Here is a 16,772-nt window from a genome sequence, read left to right as displayed (position 1 = left end):
CTAGCGTTTTGTATTGCTTTTTTTTGCTCTTTCCTCAAGCTCTGTTTTAGGGTCATTATGTGTATTGCCTTCCAGGTCGCCTTGCGGAGTAACACCGCCGGTCAGCCGGCCTTTATCTTTCTTTTTCATGTTAGTTCACCTCGCCATTAGGATGAACCAATGATCAAGATTTAATTCTTTTCATTCAGCCGAATCGCTTCTTTTGCCAGAAGATCGGCTTTTTGGTTTTGCTTGCCCGGTATCCATTTGATGAAAAAAAGAGAGAATGCCGCTTTTAATCGGATAATTTCTTCTACGAACGGTTGAAACGTTTTATTTTTAACCATTTCAAGCTCAGTGGCGCGTTCCACAATATCTGAATCGGTTCGAAAGGAAACCGATTGATACCCGCGCGTTGCACATAGCTTCATCCCTTCAATTAATGCAAGAAATTCCGCTTCCTGATTTGTATGCACTCCGATTGGAATAGAGAAGGATTCTGCTATTCCCTCATGTTTGATAAAAATGCCGATACCGGAAGGCCCGGGATTACCAGCGCTTGCTCCGTCTACGTATATTTCTGTAGGCATTATGAACTCCTTTCGTCTTTAGGTATCATTTTTTTGGCTGCATATGCATAAGGCAATGAAATCAAAGATACCGCAAACTTAATCAAATATGTAGAAATAAAAATATGAAGCCACACGCCTGCCGGATAAATGCCGAGAAAGGCGACTGCAGTGAATATGAATGTATCAAACAGCTGGCTGACTGCTGTACTGCCGCCGTTTCTGAGCCATAAAAGCCGATCAGAAGGAAATATCCTTCTAATTGCCGAATATACATAAACATCCAGCGTTTGGCTGAAGATAAAGGCAAGCAGACTTCCTAACGCAACTCGCGGAAGGAATCCGAAGATCGTTTCCAGCGCTGGTTGTGATATGTCGCTGGAAGCCGGTTCGAAAAGCAGCACGCCCTGCATGACAAATGTCAGCGTCAGGAGCGTTGAGAATCCGAGCCATACCGCTTTTCTGGCTTCAGCTGGTCCGTATTTTTCATTCAGCACATCTGTCGCAAAAAAGATTGTGCCATACATCACATTCCCGAGTGTTGCTGTTAAGCCAAACAGTTCGACTGTTTTGACGACTTGGAGGTTGGCGCAGACTGTCGCAAAACCGATCCAAACAAACAGTCCCATTTTGCCAAATCCTTTATAAAATAAAAGAACAATGATAAAATGAATGATCGCAAAAAAGATCCAAAACGAATTATTAAACAAGATGAAAAAGCTTCCTTTCCGGGGTAAGATTGGTTTGATTATAGCATAAGCCCGGCAACTAATGAATGGTAAGGTGATTGTAATGAAGCTCAGACCGCATTTGAAAATAGAAGCAAAAGGAACGGGATCCGTCTCATTTTTTAGCGAAGACTGGCTGACAGCACAGCAGGCACGTATGCTCGCCAGAGAACTTGGCCGTTTTCCATACATGAAGGAGCTAGAATTCGAAGACGAGAAAGGCGGCAGCTGGACGCTGAAGGAATTGGAAAAGCTGACAGAGGAGCTTGCTCAAGAGCCTGATGACATTACTGTTTATTTTGACGGCAGTTTCGATAAGGAGAGCGAATTGGCCGGTCTCGGGATCGTCATCTATTATTCATTGGGAGGAATCCGGCATCGCTTGAGAAAAAATAAAAGCTTCCGGCTGAAAACCAATAATGAAGCTGAATACGCAGCGCTTTATGAAGCAATAAGAGAAGTAAGAGAGCTTGGGGCAAGCAGAAATTCAATTACAATCAAAGGGGACTCGCTTGTTGTGCTGAATCAGCTTGACGGCAGCTGGCCTTGTTATGATCCATCTCATAATGAATGGCTCGACAAAATAGAAGCACTCCTTGAATCGCTGAAGCTTACTCCAACCTACGAAACGATACAACGAAAAGACAATCAGGAAGCTGACGGCCTCGCTAAAAAAATTCTATCCCATCAATTCGTAGAAAGCCACACGAAATTAGACCGTAACGGAGATGACGAAATTGGATAAGAAAATGATCTTTAAAGAACTGACAGAACTGCACGATGAATATTGCAAGGACTGTTTTATTAAGAAGCAGTTTCGCAAAGAATTTGGCAAAACTTATGCGCATTCATTTTGTATCAATAAATGTACGGTTGGTGAAAAGCTGAAACAATACGGAGATGTCTTAACCAATCACTAAAAATAAAAACCGCAGAAGCTGCGGTTTTTATTCTTTGAATTCATCGAGCTGATGCTCGCTGTCATCTAGCAGCTGCTGTTGCTGCTTTACAAATTCAGGATCATCGAGAGCTGCCAGCTCTTCAGATTGTGACAGTTCTCTAGCATCCTCAATGACTTGGTATGCAGAGTCGACTAATGTTTTGCTTTGGCCTCTCGTCGCAGCTCCTGTTGTTTTCTGCGCTGTTTCCACCGCTAGTTCCAGCTGCCGCTTATCCGTAAAGCCAGTCTGATCCTCATTATGAAATTCTGAAGTCACCAAAAACACCTCCGCCATTATTTTGCAGAGTTTTTTTGAAATTTATGTACCAAAATAGAAAAGAAAATAAAAATAAGCCGATATAACTATTGAACCAGAATAAATAGGACTGTTTTACTATTTGAGGTATCTTGATAGAGAAGGGGTACGCAGCTATGGATGATAAAGACTTGAAGTTGATCCTTCACAAAACATTTATAGAAATATACAGTGATTTAGAAGAACTGGCGGATATCGCGAAAAAAGGAAAACCGTCAATGGAAAAGTATGTTGAAGAGATTGAACAGAGGTGCAAACAAAACATTTTGGCGATTGAAATCCAGATGAAAATCAAATAGGAGAGGCGAATGCCTCTCCTCTATTTGTCATCTCATCATCATGTATTGAGTTTAGAGTTTTACAACATTAGAAGCTTGAGGTCCACGATTACCTTCGACAATTTCAAAAGAAACTTCTTGTCCTTCTTCTAATGATTTGTATCCATCTCCTTCGATAGCTGTGAAGTGAACAAATACATCGTCTCCGCCTTCAACTTCAATGAAGCCGAATCCTTTTTCGTTGTTGAACCATTTTACTTTACCGTTTTGCATATTGCTTAATTCCTCCTAGTACTGTAGCACCCGTGTGCTAAAAAAAATTTTGTCACCATTTAACGTTGATTCATTGTTAAATGATGGTTCAACTATACACCATCTGGGAGCACCCGTCAAGTTGTGAAACGGCTTATTTTTCAAAAGAAGGGCAAGTTTCATAAAAAAATGTAACCGCTTTTATTAATGGCTGAATATAAATAAAAAGAGCACACGATTTTCGTATGCTCTCTAGTACGCCATTAAGATAGTGCTTTGGCTTTTTGTTTGGCAGTCATCATTTCTGATTCCTTCAGGATATCCTCTAAAATCACTTCAGAGGAGTTTGCTAAATGAAGGTCCTTAATGTTTTTCTTCATGCGATGCAAGGTATCTTCATCTGCAAGAAGGGAAGTGACTGACTCGAGAATCTCTTCATGGCGGTTCACGACGATGGCAGCTCCGCGGTCTTCAAAGAAGTTTGCATTTTCTTTTTCCTGGCCAGGCACGGGTTTGTACAGAATGACAGGCACACCGATGGCTGTGGCTTCTGTCAAAGTAATGCCGCCAGGCTTGGTAATCATGCAATCTGTGATCCGGAATAGCTCATCAATGCGCTCCACATAGCCCAGAACTTTTAATTTGTCACCATTTTCCGCCTCAAGCGCACTCAAAGATTCTTTTAAAGCCGTATTTTTCCCGCACACGACAACCACTTGCACTTGGTCATCTTTGACAAGGTTTTCGCACAGCTCTTTTACGTTCTTTAATACACCGTGAGCACCTGCCATGATCAGAAGCACTTTTTTGTTTGGTGAAAGATTGTACTTTTTATATATCGGGCCAACCGGCATGGATTCTTCAAATTGCGGCCTGATTGGAATTCCCGTGATTTTTACGTTGCTTGGATGAGTGCCGATCTCCAGCAGTTTTTCCTTCACGTAATCTGTCGCCACATAATATTTATCCACGTTTTCGTGAACCCAAATTTTATGAAGACAAAAATCAGTCATAACGTTGAAGGTAGGAATGACTCTTCCAGTTCGGCGTCTGTATTCAGGCACGACGATCATCGGAAATGTATTAATAATAATATCGGGCTGATGTTCATCGACAAGTTCGCCCAATCTTTTATTACCCATTTTAAAGTAAATATTGAATTTACGTTTATTATAGATTTTGTCAACTCCGTAATAAAACAAACGATAAAACTGTTTCCCGATTGAGAAGCTTTTTAAATAAAGGTATTGAGTTACCTCTGAAACAATCGGATTTGACTCTTGGTACAAATTAGAAACTGTTACATGCTGAAAGCCGAGCCGTACACATTGTTCATAAAGTGTTTTGGCTACCTGCACATGTCCATTTCCGTAATTTGCAGTCAAAATTAATACTCTTTTATTGGTATTCAAGTAAATTCACCTCAATGTAATCAACAACAAGCAAGCTTCATGCATCGTAAGGAGTTATTGTCTATACATAAACATAACACAAATACATAATCGATTTATTAATGCAGTGAAAAAGTTAAGCTAATTTTAAATGATTTGGATTCCAGTATTTTAAATTTTTGTTATACGCAGACTGAATCAGATGTATTTTATCATATTTTTTGCTCAGCGTATCACTAAAAAAAGAAAAATTAGTCCCATTCATAAGGAGTTTCCTGGTAAACGTAATAATTCAGCCAATTCATAAACAATAATGTGGCATGCGCTTTCCAGCGATTCACTGGCTCGTTGCTGCCTTTTGCAAAATAATGTTTAGGTGCCTCGACAGTAGAAAGGTTTCGTTCCAAATCTCTTTCATACTCTTGAAGAAGCGTATTTGTATCATATTCAGGGTGCCCTGTCAAAAAGACTTGTTTTTCGTCTTTAGACACAATTAAGCAAACCCCGGCTTCCTTTGATGCGGTAAGAATGTTTAACTCGGGCACTGCTTGAAGCTGTTCCATATTTATATCTGTATGCCGGGAATGCGGCACGTAGTATAGCTCGTCAAAACCTCTTACCAATCTTTCGTGTTTTGAAAGAACGGTATGTTCGAACACACCGAAGATTTTTTTCGGCATTTGAATTTTTTCCACACCGTAATGGTAATACAAACCTGCTTGAGCACCCCAGCAAATATGCAAGGTTGAAGTGACATTTGTTTTGCTCCACTCCATAATTTCCTTGAGCTCTTCCCAATATGAAACCTCTTCAAACGCCAAATGCTCGATCGGCGCACCGGTGATAATCATGCCGTCAAACCTCTTGTGACGGATATTGGAAAAAGTCGTGTAAAATTCGTCAAGGTGTTCTCTCGCAGTATTTTTCGGCGTGTGTGTGCTTGGGATTAAAAATGTGAAATGAACCTGTAAAGGCGAATTTCCAAGCAATCTGAGAAGCTGAGTCTCTGTTTGGATTTTTTTCGGCATCAAATTTAATATAATAATTTTTTGCGGCCGGATATCCTGATGAAATGCTCTGCTTTCATCCATTACAAATATATGTTCACTTTCAAGCACCTGTTTTGCCGGCAGGTGTGTTGGTATATTAATAGGCAACGTGCCACCTCCATTATTTCCCCGTTTAATTTTCTTCATTATAGGAATTTTCACGCCAATTTTCAATCTATCTATACGTGTTGAGGGGGAAACAACAGAAAACTCTTTAAATAAAACGCACTGACACGCCTTTTGGTTTCACAGTAAAATGATTTTCAAAGATGTCAGAGGGAATTGTAATGTTTTATAGAATGATAAGATAAAAAATGAGCCATATGAATTGATAATGAACGGACGCTCATATCGTTAAGTTTCTTATGAGTTCTTATTTGATGTTTACATTTTGAATTGCGATTTAAAAAAGGTAAAATAATCAGCACCAGGGACATAGGAGGGACTTACATGTCTATTTATCATATGAAGGTACGTACAATCACAGGGAAAGACATGACACTTCAGCCTTTCGCGGGAAAGGTACTGATGATCGTGAATACAGCAAGTAAGTGCGGTTTTACTCCCCAATTGAAGCAGCTGCAGGAATTATATGATACATATAAGCAGGATGGGCTGGAGATCTTAGGGTTCCCCTGCAATCAATTCATGAACCAAGAGCCTGGTGAAGAGGCTGACATACAGGAATTTTGTGAAACAAATTACGGTGTTACATTTCCTATGTTTTCAAAAGTGGATGTAAACGGGAAAAACGCCCACCCGCTGTTTGTGTATTTGACAGAACATGCGAAAGGGATGCTGGGAACTAAGGCGATCAAGTGGAATTTCACGAAATTTATAGTGGATAGAAATGGAGAAATCGTTGGCCGTTATTCACCAAATACAAATCCGAAAGAGCTGGAAGACGATATCGTGAAGCTATTAGAGCAATAAAAAGAGGGTGTTTTTGTGAAGGAATTGAAGCAGGCAGAGCAAATCAGGGCATGGGTTCAATCTATCCTGACTAAGGAAAGCTCTGGACATGATTGGCATCATGTATCAAGAGTAGCAGATCTTGCAGCGTATATTGGAGAAAAGGAAAAAGCGGATTTGTTCATTGTTGAAACGGCGGCTTTGGTTCATGATTTAATTGATGTGAAGCTGCCTGACACGGTCAGGCTTTCTGTGAGCGAAGTATATGATCAGCTCGTTTTTTTCGGAGTAGGAAAAGAGAATGCAGACAGAGTGATTCATATTATAACAAGGATGTCCTTTCGAGACAGGGAAAAGCTGGCTAAGGAGCCGCTCTCAATTGAGGGAAAAGCCGTACAGGATGCTGACAGACTTGATGCGATTGGTGCTGTCGGCATTGCGAGAGCTTTCATGTTTGCGGGCGCAAACGGGCATGGCCTTTATGGAGATGATCGAAGCGCCTATGCTCATTTTTTTCATAAGCTGCTGCGGCTGAAAGATATGATGAATACAGACACTGCACGGGAACTGGCAGAAGAAAGACACAATTTTATGCTTCAGTTTGTCCGCCAATTAGAAAAAGAAATACCCGGGATTGATGCCAAAACGTCGTAATAGAAGGCTTGGAGCGACTATGATAGAATAAGTCACAGATATGCTATAGGAGGACGATCATGAAGATAAAATCAATTGAACCTACACCAAGCCCGAATACAATGAAAGTCATCTTAACGGAAGAGCTTCCGGCGGGTAAAAGCAATAACTATAAACCTGAGCAAGCAGAAGGCGCACCGCCTGTTATAGCGGAAATCCTTAAAATAGATGGAGTTAAAGGGGTATATCACGTCGCAGATTTTCTTGCTGTTGAACGGAATGCAAGATACGACTGGAAAGACATTTTACCGCAAGTCCGCACTGCATTTGGGATGGAAAGTGCTGAAAGCGCAGAAGAAAATCGTTCTGATCAAGAATCTTTTGGAGAGGTAAAAGTTTTTGTGCAGATGTTCAGCGGCATTCCTATGCAAGTTAAATTAACCGATGGAGAGCGGGAAGAACGCTTCGGCTTACCTGAACGCTTTCAGCAGGCGATCTTAAAACTTAGATCTGAAGCTTCCAATGTTGTGTTTGAGCGGGCTTGGAAAGAACAAGGTGTCAGATTCGGTGACTTTGATGAAATCGGCCATGACGTGACAGAAGAGCTTCAGGCGGCATACAGTGATGAACGGCTGAAACGACTGACTGAAGCAGCCGCTCAAGGAAAGGGCGAAGCAAAACAAGCTGTACAGCGCAAAGCGTATAAAGTAACGTTTGACATGCTGGATGATGAGGACTGGAAAAAGCGTTATGCACACTTGGAACAGATGGATCCGAAAGAAGAGGATATCCCGGTTTTACAGAAGGCATTGGATGATCCAAAGGTGTCCATCAGAAGACAGGCTGTTGTGTACTTAGGAATGATTGAAACACCTGATGTTCTTCCTCTATTGTATAAAGCACTTGAGGACAAAGCTGTATCAGTCAGAAGAACGGCAGGAGACTGCCTATCTGATATTGGCGATCCTCAAGCCATTCCTGCTATGATCAAGTCGTTAAGCGACTCCAGCAAGCTTGTTCGCTGGCGTGCGGCCATGTTCCTGTACGAAGTCGGCGATGAAAGTGCAATTGAAGCTTTGCGCGCTGCCGAAGATGACCCCGAATTTGAGGTCAGCCTTCAAGTCAAAATGGCGCTTGAACGTATTGAGCATGGAGAAGAAGCAAAAGGTTCTGTTTGGAAACAAATGACGGAAAGCAGAAAAAAAGGCGAATAAAGATAAAAAAGGTGCAGATCATGCACCTTTTTTATGTGAATTCACTTTTTATAAAAATTATTTCGAATATTGTTGAAAAATATCCGAAAACTATTTATAGTAAGTAACAATATTAATAGTTGGAGGGTTCAAATCGAAAGAAAGCTATATAAATATAAAAACATGAAAGAACAAAACAAGCTGAGGGCGGCCTGTATTTATCTTATTTGCAAAAACAGCCCATAAATAAACTGAAAATTGTCAAAATAAAATCCAATCAAACAATTGAAAGAATTTAGGAGGATCACCATGGCAGAATTACGCAGTAATATGATCACACAAGGAATCGATAGAGCTCCGCACCGCAGTTTGCTTCGTGCAGCAGGGGTAAAAGAAGAGGATTTCGGCAAGCCGTTTATTGCGGTGTGTAATTCATACATTGATATCGTTCCCGGTCATGTTCACTTGCAGGAGTTTGGGAAAATCGTAAAAGAAGCAATCAGAGAAGCAGGGGGCGTGCCGTTTGAATTTAATACCATTGGGGTAGATGATGGCATCGCAATGGGGCATATCGGTATGAGATATTCGCTGCCAAGCCGTGAAATTATCGCAGACTCTGTGGAAACGGTTGTATCCGCACACTGGTTTGACGGAATGGTCTGTATTCCGAACTGCGACAAAATCACACCGGGAATGCTTATGGCGGCAATGCGCATCAACATTCCGACGATTTTTGTCAGCGGCGGACCGATGGCGGCAGGAAGAACAAGTGACGGGCGAAAAATCTCCCTTTCCTCAGTATTCGAAGGGGTAGGCGCCTACCAAGCAGGGAAAATCAACGAAAACGAGCTTCAAGAACTAGAGCAGTTCGGATGCCCAACGTGCGGGTCTTGCTCAGGCATGTTTACGGCGAACTCAATGAACTGTCTGTCAGAAGCACTTGGTCTTGCCTTGCCGGGTAATGGAACCATTCTGGCGACATCTCCGAAACGCAAAGAGTTTGTGAGAAAATCGGCTGCGCAATTAATGGAAACGATTCGCAAAGATATCAAACCGCGTGATATCGTTACAGTAAAAGCGATTGATAATGCGTTTGCACTCGATATGGCGCTCGGAGGTTCTACAAATACCGTTCTTCATACGCTTGCCCTTGCAAACGAAGCTGGCGTTGAATACTCTTTAGAACGCATTAACGAAGTCGCTGAGCGTGTGCCGCACTTGGCCAAGCTGGCGCCTGCATCGGATGTGTTTATTGAAGATCTTCATGAAGCGGGCGGCGTGTCAGCGGCTCTGAATGAGCTTTCCAAGAAAGAAGGAGCGCTTCATTTAGATGCGCTGACTGTTACAGGAAAAACTCTTGGAGAAACCATTGCCGGACATGAAGTAAAGGATTATGACGTCATTCATCCGCTGGATCAACCATTCACTGAAAAGGGTGGCCTTGCTGTTTTATTCGGTAATCTAGCTCCGGACGGCGCTATCATTAAAACAGGCGGCGTACAGAATGGGATTACAAGACACGAAGGGCCGGCTGTCGTATTCGATTCTCAGGACGAGGCGCTTGACGGCATTATCAACCGAAAAGTAAAAGAAGGCGACGTTGTCATCATCAGATACGAAGGGCCAAAAGGCGGACCTGGCATGCCGGAAATGCTGGCGCCAACATCCCAAATCGTTGGAATGGGACTCGGACCAAAAGTGGCATTGATTACGGACGGACGTTTTTCCGGAGCTTCCCGTGGCCTCTCAATCGGCCACGTATCACCTGAGGCTGCTGAGGGCGGGCCGCTTGCCTTTGTCGAAAACGGCGACCATATTATCGTTGATATTGAAAAACGTATCTTGGATGTACAAGTGCCAGAAGAAGAGTGGGAAAAACGAAAAGCGAACTGGAAAGGTTTTGAACCGAAAGTGAAAACCGGCTACCTGGCACGTTATTCTAAACTTGTGACAAGTGCCAACACCGGCGGTATTATGAAAATCTAGATAGCTGGGGACACTTTCTTTTATTTTAAGGCGTGAACATTTGAAATCCGGCCCTCTCTATAGTATCCTTTACTTCAGATGAAGGATACTAGAGGGGGCTTTTTTTATGTCAATGGCTTATGAAGAATACATGCGCCAGCTTGTCGTACCGATGCGCCGCGAGCTGACTGGAGCAGGTTTTGAAGAGTTAACAACAGCGGAAGAAGTAGAAAACTTTATGGAAAAGGCAGAGGGCACAACTCTTGTAGTCGTTAACTCTGTATGCGGCTGCGCGGCAGGCCTTGCGCGTCCTGCGGCTACGCAGGCAGTCCTCCAGAATGACAAAACACCTGACAATACGGTGACTGTTTTTGCGGGCCAAGATAAAGAAGCTACTGCGAAAATGCGTGAGTATTTTACTGGCCAGGAGCCTTCTTCACCATCAATGGCTCTTTTGAAAGGCAAAGAAGTCGTACATTTTATTCCGCGTCATGAAATTGAAGGACACGATATGGAAGAAATTATGAAAAACCTGACTGCTGCCTTCGATGCGCACTGCTAAATGCCCGTTTTCCGGGCATTTTCTTTTTGGGGGTACAGAAGATGATAACAACAAGCTATAGACCGTCTGAACACACCATAAAAACCGCAAAGCAGCTTTCTAAAGAGCTAAATATGCCATACTGCGGCCGGAATAAACAAACGGTTGAACACCTGCTGAAGTCAGCTGAACGTGATTTGCTTGTGGTCGGCAAAGAGCGGTTTGAGCTGTATACGAAACAAGGTGCCAAATTCTTTTTTCATCCGAATACAGCGATGTTCAGAGCCAAACGCTTTTTACGGGGCGAGCAAGAGCCTATGCTTCGGGCTGCCGGCTTATCTGAAGGAGATACGTTTTTAGATTGCACACTCGGGCTGGGGTCAGATGCCATTATCGCAAGTATGGCGGTAGGCGAAACGGGTTCTGTTGTTGGGATTGAAAAAAACCATCTTATGTCTGTTTTAGTGAGGATGGGGCTGCATTCATGGGAAACGGGTATAGAAGAGCTTCAAGCTGCGATGAGAAGAATCCAGGTGAAGAATGGTGATTGCTTAGAATACATCAAGCAGCTTCCTGACAACTCTGTTGATGTGGTTTATTTCGATCCAATGTTTCATGAACCTGTAGAGACCTCTGATGGCATCGCACCTTTACGCGATTTGGCAGAGGATTCAGTTTTGCACGAAGGGTGTATCAATGAAGCGGTACGAGTCGCCAGAAAAAGCGTTGTGCTAAAAGACCACTGGAAAAGCCCGCGGTTTGAACAGTTTGGTTTTAACGTCATGAAAAGAAAGACAGCACTGTTCCATTATGGCGTCATTCAAACAAGCCCGTGATTTCATATCACGGGCTTTCTGTTAATCGGTGACCTCCATGACGACAAAGTATAACAATGTTAAGAGTGAAACTGTGGCAAACAGAGCGTCAATCATGCGGAAAGCCTCCTTTCATGGAATATTGTAAGCGTTTTTACACAAAGTGCATAGCAACGAATCTCCTAATTTGCATTTCAGTTTCATATAGTACATGACTTGCATGTTTTGGATGTGCTAAAATAAGAGAAACATGACAATAAAATAGAGAGGAATAAGCAGTCATGAAATTGTGGATGAGAAAGACCCTTGTGGTTTTATTTACCATTGTAACGTTCGGGCTCGTATCTCCTCCGGCTGCCCTTATGGCGGACAAGCCTTCCGGACAGCCGAGCAGTCTTGAGCAGAATGATTACACCGCTTTTTATGATGAGCATGACCTGTACGATGATGAGTCGGATGACAGGCGAGATCCTGAACTGCTTTTTCAATCGTACAAGGAACAGCTCCTTGACAGCGCTGAGGATCAGTCCTTTTTAAAATTCGGCAGCAGAATCGCTCCGGTCATTGAGGATGACTATCGGAAAGAGATCCTGCCAAAAATCGAAAATGTGATTAGTGATTATTTAGCGACATTGCAAGATGATGAGGCGTACCAAGATGTTGTGATCTCAAGCATGCCTTCAGCGGGCAAAACGGAAAAAATTTTCAACGTTTACAATCGGACAACTGGAGAAGATCTTCTCAGATTCCATGTGCGAAGAGACCACCCGCCTCATGACGGCTACTGGTTTAATTTTCATTATCATACAGCAGAAGATGGATTTCAATCACATCATGAGCTTGGGAGCATTTACTGGGACCGCAACACGCCTCCCAACTGGATGAGTGCCTAAAGGAGATGCCATTAGACATGAAAAAGTACACAATGAATGAAATGGTCGATATAACAAAGGATATGCTGAACAAACGGGGCGTTATGATAGAAGATATTGCGCGGATTGTTCAAAAACTTCAGGAAAAATACAATCCAAATCTGCCGCTCAGTGTTTGCATTGAGAATGTAGAAAAAGTCCTGAACAAACGTGAAATTATTCATGCTGTTTTGACAGGCCTTGCACTCGATCAGCTTGCAGAACAGAAGCTTCTCCCCGAGCCCCTGCAGCACCTTGTTGAAACGGATGAACCGCTTTACGGCATAGATGAAATTATCCCGCTTTCAATCGTTAATGTGTACGGGTCGATCGGTTTGACCAATTTCGGTTATTTGGATAAAGAGAAGATTGGAATTATTAAGGAACTTGATGAAAGTCCAGACGGTATTCATACCTTTTTGGATGATATTGTGGCAGCTCTTGCTGCAGCAGCGGCGAGCAGAATTGCACATACGCATCAGGATCTGCAAGATGAAGAAAAAGAACAGGATGAAAAGCCTGTCGTCAGCTGACTATAAAAAAATCATTTCTGGGTTCAGAAATGATTTTTTATTGTGTTACACTACTAGAAGACTACTTTTAAAGGATGAAAAAAATGAAACAGTATAAGGATTTATGCAGACATGTTTTAGAGCATGGTGAGAAAAAGGGAGACCGGACAGGGACCGGAACAATCAGCACTTTCGGATATCAAATGAGATTTAATTTACGGGAAGGCTTTCCGATGCTCACCACTAAAAAACTCCACTTTAAATCAATTGCGCATGAACTGCTGTGGTTCTTAAAAGGAGATACGAATGTACGCTATCTGCAGGAAAACGGAGTGCGGATCTGGAATGAGTGGGCTGATGAAAACGGTGAACTTGGACCTGTATATGGCTCCCAATGGCGTTCTTGGCGGGGAGCTGATGGAGAAACCATTGATCAAATTTCCCGTCTTATTGAAGATATTAAGACAAATCCGAACTCCAGACGCTTAATCGTCAGCGCCTGGAATGTTGGTGAAATTGATAAAATGGCGTTGCCGCCGTGCCATTGCCTGTTCCAATTCTATGTGTCTGACGGCAAGCTGTCCTGTCAGCTTTATCAGCGCTCTGCCGATGTTTTCTTAGGTGTGCCGTTTAATATTGCATCTTATGCCCTGCTAACCATGATGATTGCTCATGTGACTGGGCTTGAACCGGGCGAGTTCATCCATACATTTGGTGATGTTCATATCTATCAAAATCATATTGAACAAGTCAATTTGCAGCTGGAAAGAGATGTTAGACCGCTTCCGAAGCTTCGTTTCGCCAGAAAGGTTGATTCTATTTTTAACTTTGCATTTGAGGACTTTATCATCAAGGATTATGATCCGCATCCTCATATAAAAGGGGCGGTCAGCGTATGATTTCATTCATTTTTGCGATGGATGCCAACAGGCTTATCGGCAAAGACAATGATTTGCCGTGGCATTTGCCCAATGATCTTGCATACTTTAAGAAAGTAACATCGGGCCATTCAATCATTATGGGCCGGAAAACATTTGAATCGATCGGACGTCCGCTTCCAAATCGGAAAAATATTGTCGTTACCTCAGCGCCGGCTTCAGAATTTCCGGGATGCACGGTTGTCAGTTCATTAAAGGATGTACTGGACATTTGTTCAGGCCCTGAAGAATGCTTTGTGATCGGAGGAGCTCAGCTCTATACGGACCTGTTCCCTTATGCGGACAGACTGTATATGACGAAAATTCATCACGAGTTTGAGGGTGACCGTCACTTCCCTGAATTTGATGAATCCAATTGGAAGCTGGTTTCTTCTGAGCAGGGGATCAAAGACGAAAAAAACCCGTATGATTACGAATTTCTAATGTATGAAAAAAAGAATTCTTCTAAAGCGGGAGGATTTTAATTGGTTCGCTACAGCCTTCTAGTGGTTTATATTGTGTATATGCTGTTAAAAAATATGAAACAATTATTTAATCAAACAATGCTCGATCCCCGTCTGTCATACAAAAAACAGATGACTCTTGTGTACGAACAGCCAAAGGCGTTTTTGGAAGGCTGTATCGGCATCTCCGGTTCAGTTGTGACGATCCATCAGCCAGAGCCAATACCACACGGTCCTGTTTTGTATGTGCATCCCCGTTTGCGTTTGGCTGAACTGGCCTTAATTGCTGGATATATTGAGGAACCGGCCGGCTTTATCGCCAACCCAAAAGTGTTCCGCTTGCCTTTTATCGGGCAATGGCTGGATCGGATGGATGTGATTTCAGACGGTGATTCAGAAAAGGTATATGAAGATGTGAAAAAACAGCTGGAAAAGGGACAAAGCCTGATTCTTTCACTAGATGGTTCTATTGATCCTGTAGAGCTTGCGGCCCGCTATCATCTTCCGTTGGTGATGGTGGAAACGAAAGGAACAGATAACATGCAAAAGGGCTCGTTTTTTAAACGCTTAAAACCGGCAGACATTGAATTGTCCTTTTCAAAAGCTTATATACCTGCCAATGAAAAACAATTACGTGCATAAAAAAAGCGCAGTCGTGAAGACTGCGCTTTTCTGTTACTGTTACGAAAGGAACGGCACCTTTACACAATAGAAGAGCACGCAGAAAAACATAGCAGCGCTTCCGCCCAATACAAAGCTGTGCCAAATGGCATGATGGAAGGGGATCTTTTTCCAAATGTAAAAGATGGTTCCGACAGAGTATAAAATGCCGCCGAGAAAAAGGAGGCTGAATCCTGCTCCGCTCAGTGAAGCATATAAAGGTTTAACTGCAATAATCATCAGCCACCCCATGACTAAATACACGAAGGTTGACAATAGGATAAACCGTTTCACGAAGAAAATTTTAAAAACGATTCCGCCTAGGGCAAGTGACCATACGATAACCAACAGGGTAAAGCCGAGTGTGCCTTTCAGCGGCCCAAGCAAAAAAGGCGTGTAGGTTCCGGCGATGAGTACGTAAATCGCGCTATGATCAATAATCTCCAAAATGTCCTTCGTTTTTTTATGTGTGATGCTGTGAAGCAGGGTGGAGCTCAAATATAACAGCAGCATAGAGACACCGAATATTGTAAAGCTGACAATGTCCCATGCAGACCCGTAATTAGCCGCAAATATGATTAGAAACACTAATGCTGGGATGGATAAGAGGACACCGATGCCGTGTGTAATCGCATTGGCGATCTCTTCTTTGATTGTAAACAAGTACATTCTCCTTTCGATCGCTAGATCATTTGATTTTTTAACGTCTCTATAAAGCTCAAGCCCTCAAAGGTAATTTTTGTGCCTGCGCGTCCGCGGCTTTTGGTGACATAATCTTTTTTCTCCAAATAGTCGAGACGGCTTCTGACCTGCTGAGGAGTTAACGAGGTTTGGGTATTTTTGCTGTGTTCAGAAATGATCCGTCTGCTGGCAGGTTCTCCTTTTTCGTTCAATACTTTTATTGTTTCCAAAATAAATAAAAACTCAGCTTTTTCCATTAAAGTCAGCAGCTTCGCTTTTTTCTTCGACGTTTTTCCGTCTATCGCGCCTCTAATATATGGCGGCAGGTCATATGGCTGAATCGTTCCTCCGCTTGATACTGCCGCCATATAATCTGCAGCGTTTTTTAATTCCCTGACATTGCCTTCAAATGTATGCTTCTCAAGCACCTGAAAAACGGAGGGATCGATTAACATTTGCTGATCGGAATTTGAGAGAAAATGCTGTGTCAAAAGCGGAATATCGCTTTTTCGTTCCGATAATTCGGGCAGTGTGAGCGTTAAAATGTTCAGTCTGTAGAATAAGTCTTGCCTGAAGGTATGTTCCACGGATCGGTCTGCAGAAGCACAGATCATTCGCGGTTTCTCCGTGTCTGAATCAAGCGCTTTTAACAGCTGAGCTTGTACAGAAGCAGGCATGCACCATATATCATCAAGAAAAAGGGTTCCTCGTACCGCTTTTTGAAAAACACCTGTGTTTCCGTTAGGGCCAAAAAGCTCATGAATAAGGGTTTCTTCCGAATGGGTGCTGCAATTGACGATTATAAACGGTTCATTGCTTCTCGAAGATTCCAAGTGTATGGCATGTGCGAAGTGATTTTTGCCTGTTCCGATTTTTCCTGTTATTAAGACAGGAAGCTCTGATAACGAGAACTGCTTGGCGATTCGCTTCGCTTCCAGGAAAGTTTGATGTTCTCCGATTAGATGTTGAAATGTATTGAGTTTTGGTGCACTATTCATCAATTGGCTCCTTTTGGTTCTAATTGGTTTCATTATATCATGCCTTTTGGTTGAAAACACCCTTTATT

At 42.6% G+C, this 16,772-nt stretch carries 24 protein-coding genes; 14 read left to right on the top strand and 10 right to left on the bottom strand.

The genetic code is table 11. The features are described from left to right. From sspL to MHH79_RS10900, 3 genes are read right to left on the bottom strand one after another with little or no spacing between them, the layout of a single operon-like run. Nucleotides 1-129, bottom strand: a complete 129-nt coding sequence (sspL, locus tag MHH79_RS10910) for a small, acid-soluble spore protein L (protein ID WP_003218255.1) — start codon at nt 127-129, stop codon at nt 1-3. Between the two features lie 41 nt (nt 130-170). Then, nucleotides 171-569 carry a reverse transcriptase-like protein gene (locus MHH79_RS10905; RefSeq protein WP_063335207.1) on the bottom strand — a complete coding sequence of 133 codons (399 nt, stop codon included), beginning with the start codon at nt 567-569 and terminating at the stop codon, nt 171-173. Then, nucleotides 569-1,258 carry a queuosine precursor transporter gene (locus MHH79_RS10900; protein WP_047182776.1) on the bottom strand — a complete coding sequence of 230 codons (690 nt, stop codon included), beginning with the start codon at nt 1,256-1,258 and terminating at the stop codon, nt 569-571. Before MHH79_RS10900 ends, MHH79_RS10905 begins: the two co-directional genes overlap by 1 nt. 82 nt (nt 1,259-1,340) lie before the next feature. Between MHH79_RS10900 and MHH79_RS10895 the strand changes: the two genes are divergently transcribed. Further along, nucleotides 1,341-2,021 (top strand): ribonuclease H family protein, encoded by a 681-nt coding sequence (locus MHH79_RS10895; RefSeq protein WP_100506365.1) that lies wholly within the window; start codon nt 1,341-1,343, stop codon nt 2,019-2,021. Then, nucleotides 2,014-2,196, top strand: a complete 183-nt coding sequence (locus tag MHH79_RS10890; RefSeq protein WP_004399003.1) for a zinc-finger domain-containing protein — start codon at nt 2,014-2,016, stop codon at nt 2,194-2,196. The genes MHH79_RS10895 and MHH79_RS10890 overlap by 8 nt, the downstream gene beginning before the upstream one ends. Before the next feature lie 27 nt (nt 2,197-2,223). Here MHH79_RS10890 and MHH79_RS10885 read toward each other — a convergent pair whose 3' ends face one another. Further along, complete coding sequence (locus MHH79_RS10885; RefSeq protein ID WP_015483360.1) at nt 2,224-2,493, bottom strand: DUF2564 family protein; 270 nt, start codon at nt 2,491-2,493, stop codon at nt 2,224-2,226. A gap of 155 nt (nt 2,494-2,648) precedes the next feature. Here MHH79_RS10885 and degR point away from each other — a divergent pair, with 155 nt between their 5' ends. Further along, on the top strand, nt 2,649-2,831 hold the full coding sequence (degR, locus tag MHH79_RS10880; RefSeq protein WP_003230774.1) for a transcriptional regulator DegR: 183 nt from the start codon (nt 2,649-2,651) through the stop codon (nt 2,829-2,831). A gap of 51 nt (nt 2,832-2,882) precedes the next feature. On the opposite strand, the gene cspD is transcribed toward degR, so the two are convergent. The 4 genes from cspD to metA all read right to left on the bottom strand — a co-directional run bounded on the left by cspD (nt 2,883) and on the right by metA (nt 5,610). Continuing rightward, nucleotides 2,883-3,083: a cold-shock protein CspD gene (gene cspD / locus MHH79_RS10875; RefSeq protein WP_003230776.1), complete on the bottom strand. Its 201-nt coding sequence runs from the start codon at nt 3,081-3,083 to the stop codon at nt 2,883-2,885. 15 nt (nt 3,084-3,098) lie between these two features. Next, nucleotides 3,099-3,245: a hypothetical protein gene (locus tag MHH79_RS10870; protein WP_144052042.1), complete on the bottom strand. Its 147-nt coding sequence runs from the start codon at nt 3,243-3,245 to the stop codon at nt 3,099-3,101. Between the two features lie 80 nt (nt 3,246-3,325). Further along, entirely contained in the window at nt 3,326-4,474 is a 1,149-nt protein-coding gene (locus MHH79_RS10865) for a diglucosyl diacylglycerol synthase (protein ID WP_015483359.1), read from the bottom strand. Between the two features lie 230 nt (nt 4,475-4,704). Then, nucleotides 4,705-5,610 (bottom strand): homoserine O-succinyltransferase, encoded by a 906-nt coding sequence (metA, locus tag MHH79_RS10860; protein ID WP_004398721.1) that lies wholly within the window; start codon nt 5,608-5,610, stop codon nt 4,705-4,707. Between the two features lie 342 nt (nt 5,611-5,952). On the opposite strand from metA, the gene MHH79_RS10855 reads away from it, so the two are divergent. From MHH79_RS10855 to MHH79_RS10805, 11 genes are all read left to right on the top strand, one after another. Beyond that, nucleotides 5,953-6,435 carry a glutathione peroxidase gene (locus MHH79_RS10855; RefSeq protein ID WP_063335203.1) on the top strand — a complete coding sequence of 161 codons (483 nt, stop codon included), beginning with the start codon at nt 5,953-5,955 and terminating at the stop codon, nt 6,433-6,435. A gap of 15 nt (nt 6,436-6,450) precedes the next feature. Beyond that, nucleotides 6,451-7,068: an Mn(2+)-dependent (deoxy)ribonucleoside pyrophosphohydrolase gene (gene hdhQ / locus MHH79_RS10850; protein ID WP_063335202.1), complete on the top strand. Its 618-nt coding sequence runs from the start codon at nt 6,451-6,453 to the stop codon at nt 7,066-7,068. A gap of 59 nt (nt 7,069-7,127) precedes the next feature. Next, on the top strand, nt 7,128-8,261 hold the full coding sequence (locus MHH79_RS10845; protein WP_063335201.1) for a conserved virulence factor C family protein: 1,134 nt from the start codon (nt 7,128-7,130) through the stop codon (nt 8,259-8,261). A gap of 288 nt (nt 8,262-8,549) precedes the next feature. Continuing rightward, nucleotides 8,550-10,226, top strand: coding sequence for a dihydroxy-acid dehydratase (gene ilvD / locus MHH79_RS10840; RefSeq protein ID WP_251217713.1), 1,677 nt, complete (start codon nt 8,550-8,552; stop codon nt 10,224-10,226). 106 nt (nt 10,227-10,332) lie between these two features. Beyond that, nucleotides 10,333-10,767, top strand: a complete 435-nt coding sequence (brxA, locus tag MHH79_RS10835) for a bacilliredoxin BrxA (protein ID WP_003230794.1) — start codon at nt 10,333-10,335, stop codon at nt 10,765-10,767. A gap of 41 nt (nt 10,768-10,808) precedes the next feature. Further along, nucleotides 10,809-11,582 carry a class I SAM-dependent methyltransferase gene (locus MHH79_RS10830; protein WP_251217714.1) on the top strand — a complete coding sequence of 258 codons (774 nt, stop codon included), beginning with the start codon at nt 10,809-10,811 and terminating at the stop codon, nt 11,580-11,582. Nucleotides 11,583-11,842: 260 nt separating this feature from the next. Then, entirely contained in the window at nt 11,843-12,454 is a 612-nt protein-coding gene (locus MHH79_RS10825) for a YpjP family protein (protein WP_009967559.1), read from the top strand. A gap of 17 nt (nt 12,455-12,471) precedes the next feature. Then, nucleotides 12,472-13,005: a phosphatidylglycerophosphatase A gene (locus tag MHH79_RS10820; RefSeq protein WP_014477126.1), complete on the top strand. Its 534-nt coding sequence runs from the start codon at nt 12,472-12,474 to the stop codon at nt 13,003-13,005. 83 nt (nt 13,006-13,088) lie between these two features. Further along, nucleotides 13,089-13,883 carry a thymidylate synthase gene (locus MHH79_RS10815; protein WP_327830765.1) on the top strand — a complete coding sequence of 265 codons (795 nt, stop codon included), beginning with the start codon at nt 13,089-13,091 and terminating at the stop codon, nt 13,881-13,883. After that, nucleotides 13,880-14,386 carry a dihydrofolate reductase DfrA gene (dfrA, locus tag MHH79_RS10810; RefSeq protein ID WP_015383909.1) on the top strand — a complete coding sequence of 169 codons (507 nt, stop codon included), beginning with the start codon at nt 13,880-13,882 and terminating at the stop codon, nt 14,384-14,386. The genes MHH79_RS10815 and dfrA overlap by 4 nt, the downstream gene beginning before the upstream one ends. Further along, on the top strand, nt 14,387-15,007 hold the full coding sequence (locus MHH79_RS10805) for a hypothetical protein (RefSeq protein ID WP_015483352.1): 621 nt from the start codon (nt 14,387-14,389) through the stop codon (nt 15,005-15,007). Nucleotides 15,008-15,046: 39 nt separating this feature from the next. On the opposite strand, the gene MHH79_RS10800 is transcribed toward MHH79_RS10805, so the two are convergent. After that, nucleotides 15,047-15,688 (bottom strand): hemolysin III family protein, encoded by a 642-nt coding sequence (locus MHH79_RS10800; protein ID WP_004398522.1) that lies wholly within the window; start codon nt 15,686-15,688, stop codon nt 15,047-15,049. A 20-nt stretch (nt 15,689-15,708) separates the two neighbouring features. Beyond that, complete coding sequence (locus MHH79_RS10795) at nt 15,709-16,704, bottom strand: sigma-54-dependent transcriptional regulator (protein ID WP_015483351.1); 996 nt, start codon at nt 16,702-16,704, stop codon at nt 15,709-15,711. Nucleotides 16,705-16,772 lie beyond the last annotated feature (68 nt).

Origin of the sequence: Bacillus sp. FSL K6-0993 (genome assembly GCF_037977205.1) — a bacterium.
GTDB classification, from domain to species: Bacteria; Bacillota; Bacilli; order Bacillales; family Bacillaceae; genus Bacillus; species Bacillus subtilis.
The sequence above is the reverse complement of the archived record's forward strand: the minus strand, read 5'-3'. Positions and strand labels throughout refer to the sequence as shown.

Excerpts from the sequence above, each read along its gene's own strand:
- MHH79_RS10905 (WP_063335207.1), bottom strand. The coding sequence starts at position 569 with ATGCCTACAGAAATATACGTAGACGGAGCAAGCGCTGGTAATCCCGGG.
- degR (WP_003230774.1), top strand. The coding sequence starts at position 2,649 with ATGGATGATAAAGACTTGAAGTTGATCCTTCACAAAACATTTATAGAA.
- MHH79_RS10825 (WP_009967559.1), top strand. The coding sequence starts at position 11,843 with ATGAAATTGTGGATGAGAAAGACCCTTGTGGTTTTATTTACCATTGTA.
- MHH79_RS10815 (WP_327830765.1), top strand. The coding sequence starts at position 13,089 with ATGAAACAGTATAAGGATTTATGCAGACATGTTTTAGAGCATGGTGAG.
- MHH79_RS10845 (WP_063335201.1), top strand. The coding sequence starts at position 7,128 with ATGAAGATAAAATCAATTGAACCTACACCAAGCCCGAATACAATGAAA.
- MHH79_RS10795 (WP_015483351.1), bottom strand. The coding sequence starts at position 16,704 with ATGAATAGTGCACCAAAACTCAATACATTTCAACATCTAATCGGAGAA.
- MHH79_RS10895 (WP_100506365.1), top strand. The coding sequence starts at position 1,341 with ATGAAGCTCAGACCGCATTTGAAAATAGAAGCAAAAGGAACGGGATCC.
- MHH79_RS10870 (WP_144052042.1), bottom strand. The coding sequence starts at position 3,245 with ATGAAACTTGCCCTTCTTTTGAAAAATAAGCCGTTTCACAACTTGACG.
- cspD (WP_003230776.1), bottom strand. The coding sequence starts at position 3,083 with ATGCAAAACGGTAAAGTAAAATGGTTCAACAACGAAAAAGGATTCGGC.
- MHH79_RS10830 (WP_251217714.1), top strand. The coding sequence starts at position 10,809 with ATGATAACAACAAGCTATAGACCGTCTGAACACACCATAAAAACCGCA.
- brxA (WP_003230794.1), top strand. The coding sequence starts at position 10,333 with ATGTCAATGGCTTATGAAGAATACATGCGCCAGCTTGTCGTACCGATG.
- dfrA (WP_015383909.1), top strand. The coding sequence starts at position 13,880 with ATGATTTCATTCATTTTTGCGATGGATGCCAACAGGCTTATCGGCAAA.
- ilvD (WP_251217713.1), top strand. The coding sequence starts at position 8,550 with ATGGCAGAATTACGCAGTAATATGATCACACAAGGAATCGATAGAGCT.
- MHH79_RS10855 (WP_063335203.1), top strand. The coding sequence starts at position 5,953 with ATGTCTATTTATCATATGAAGGTACGTACAATCACAGGGAAAGACATG.
- MHH79_RS10820 (WP_014477126.1), top strand. The coding sequence starts at position 12,472 with ATGAAAAAGTACACAATGAATGAAATGGTCGATATAACAAAGGATATG.
- sspL (WP_003218255.1), bottom strand. The coding sequence starts at position 129 with ATGAAAAAGAAAGATAAAGGCCGGCTGACCGGCGGTGTTACTCCGCAA.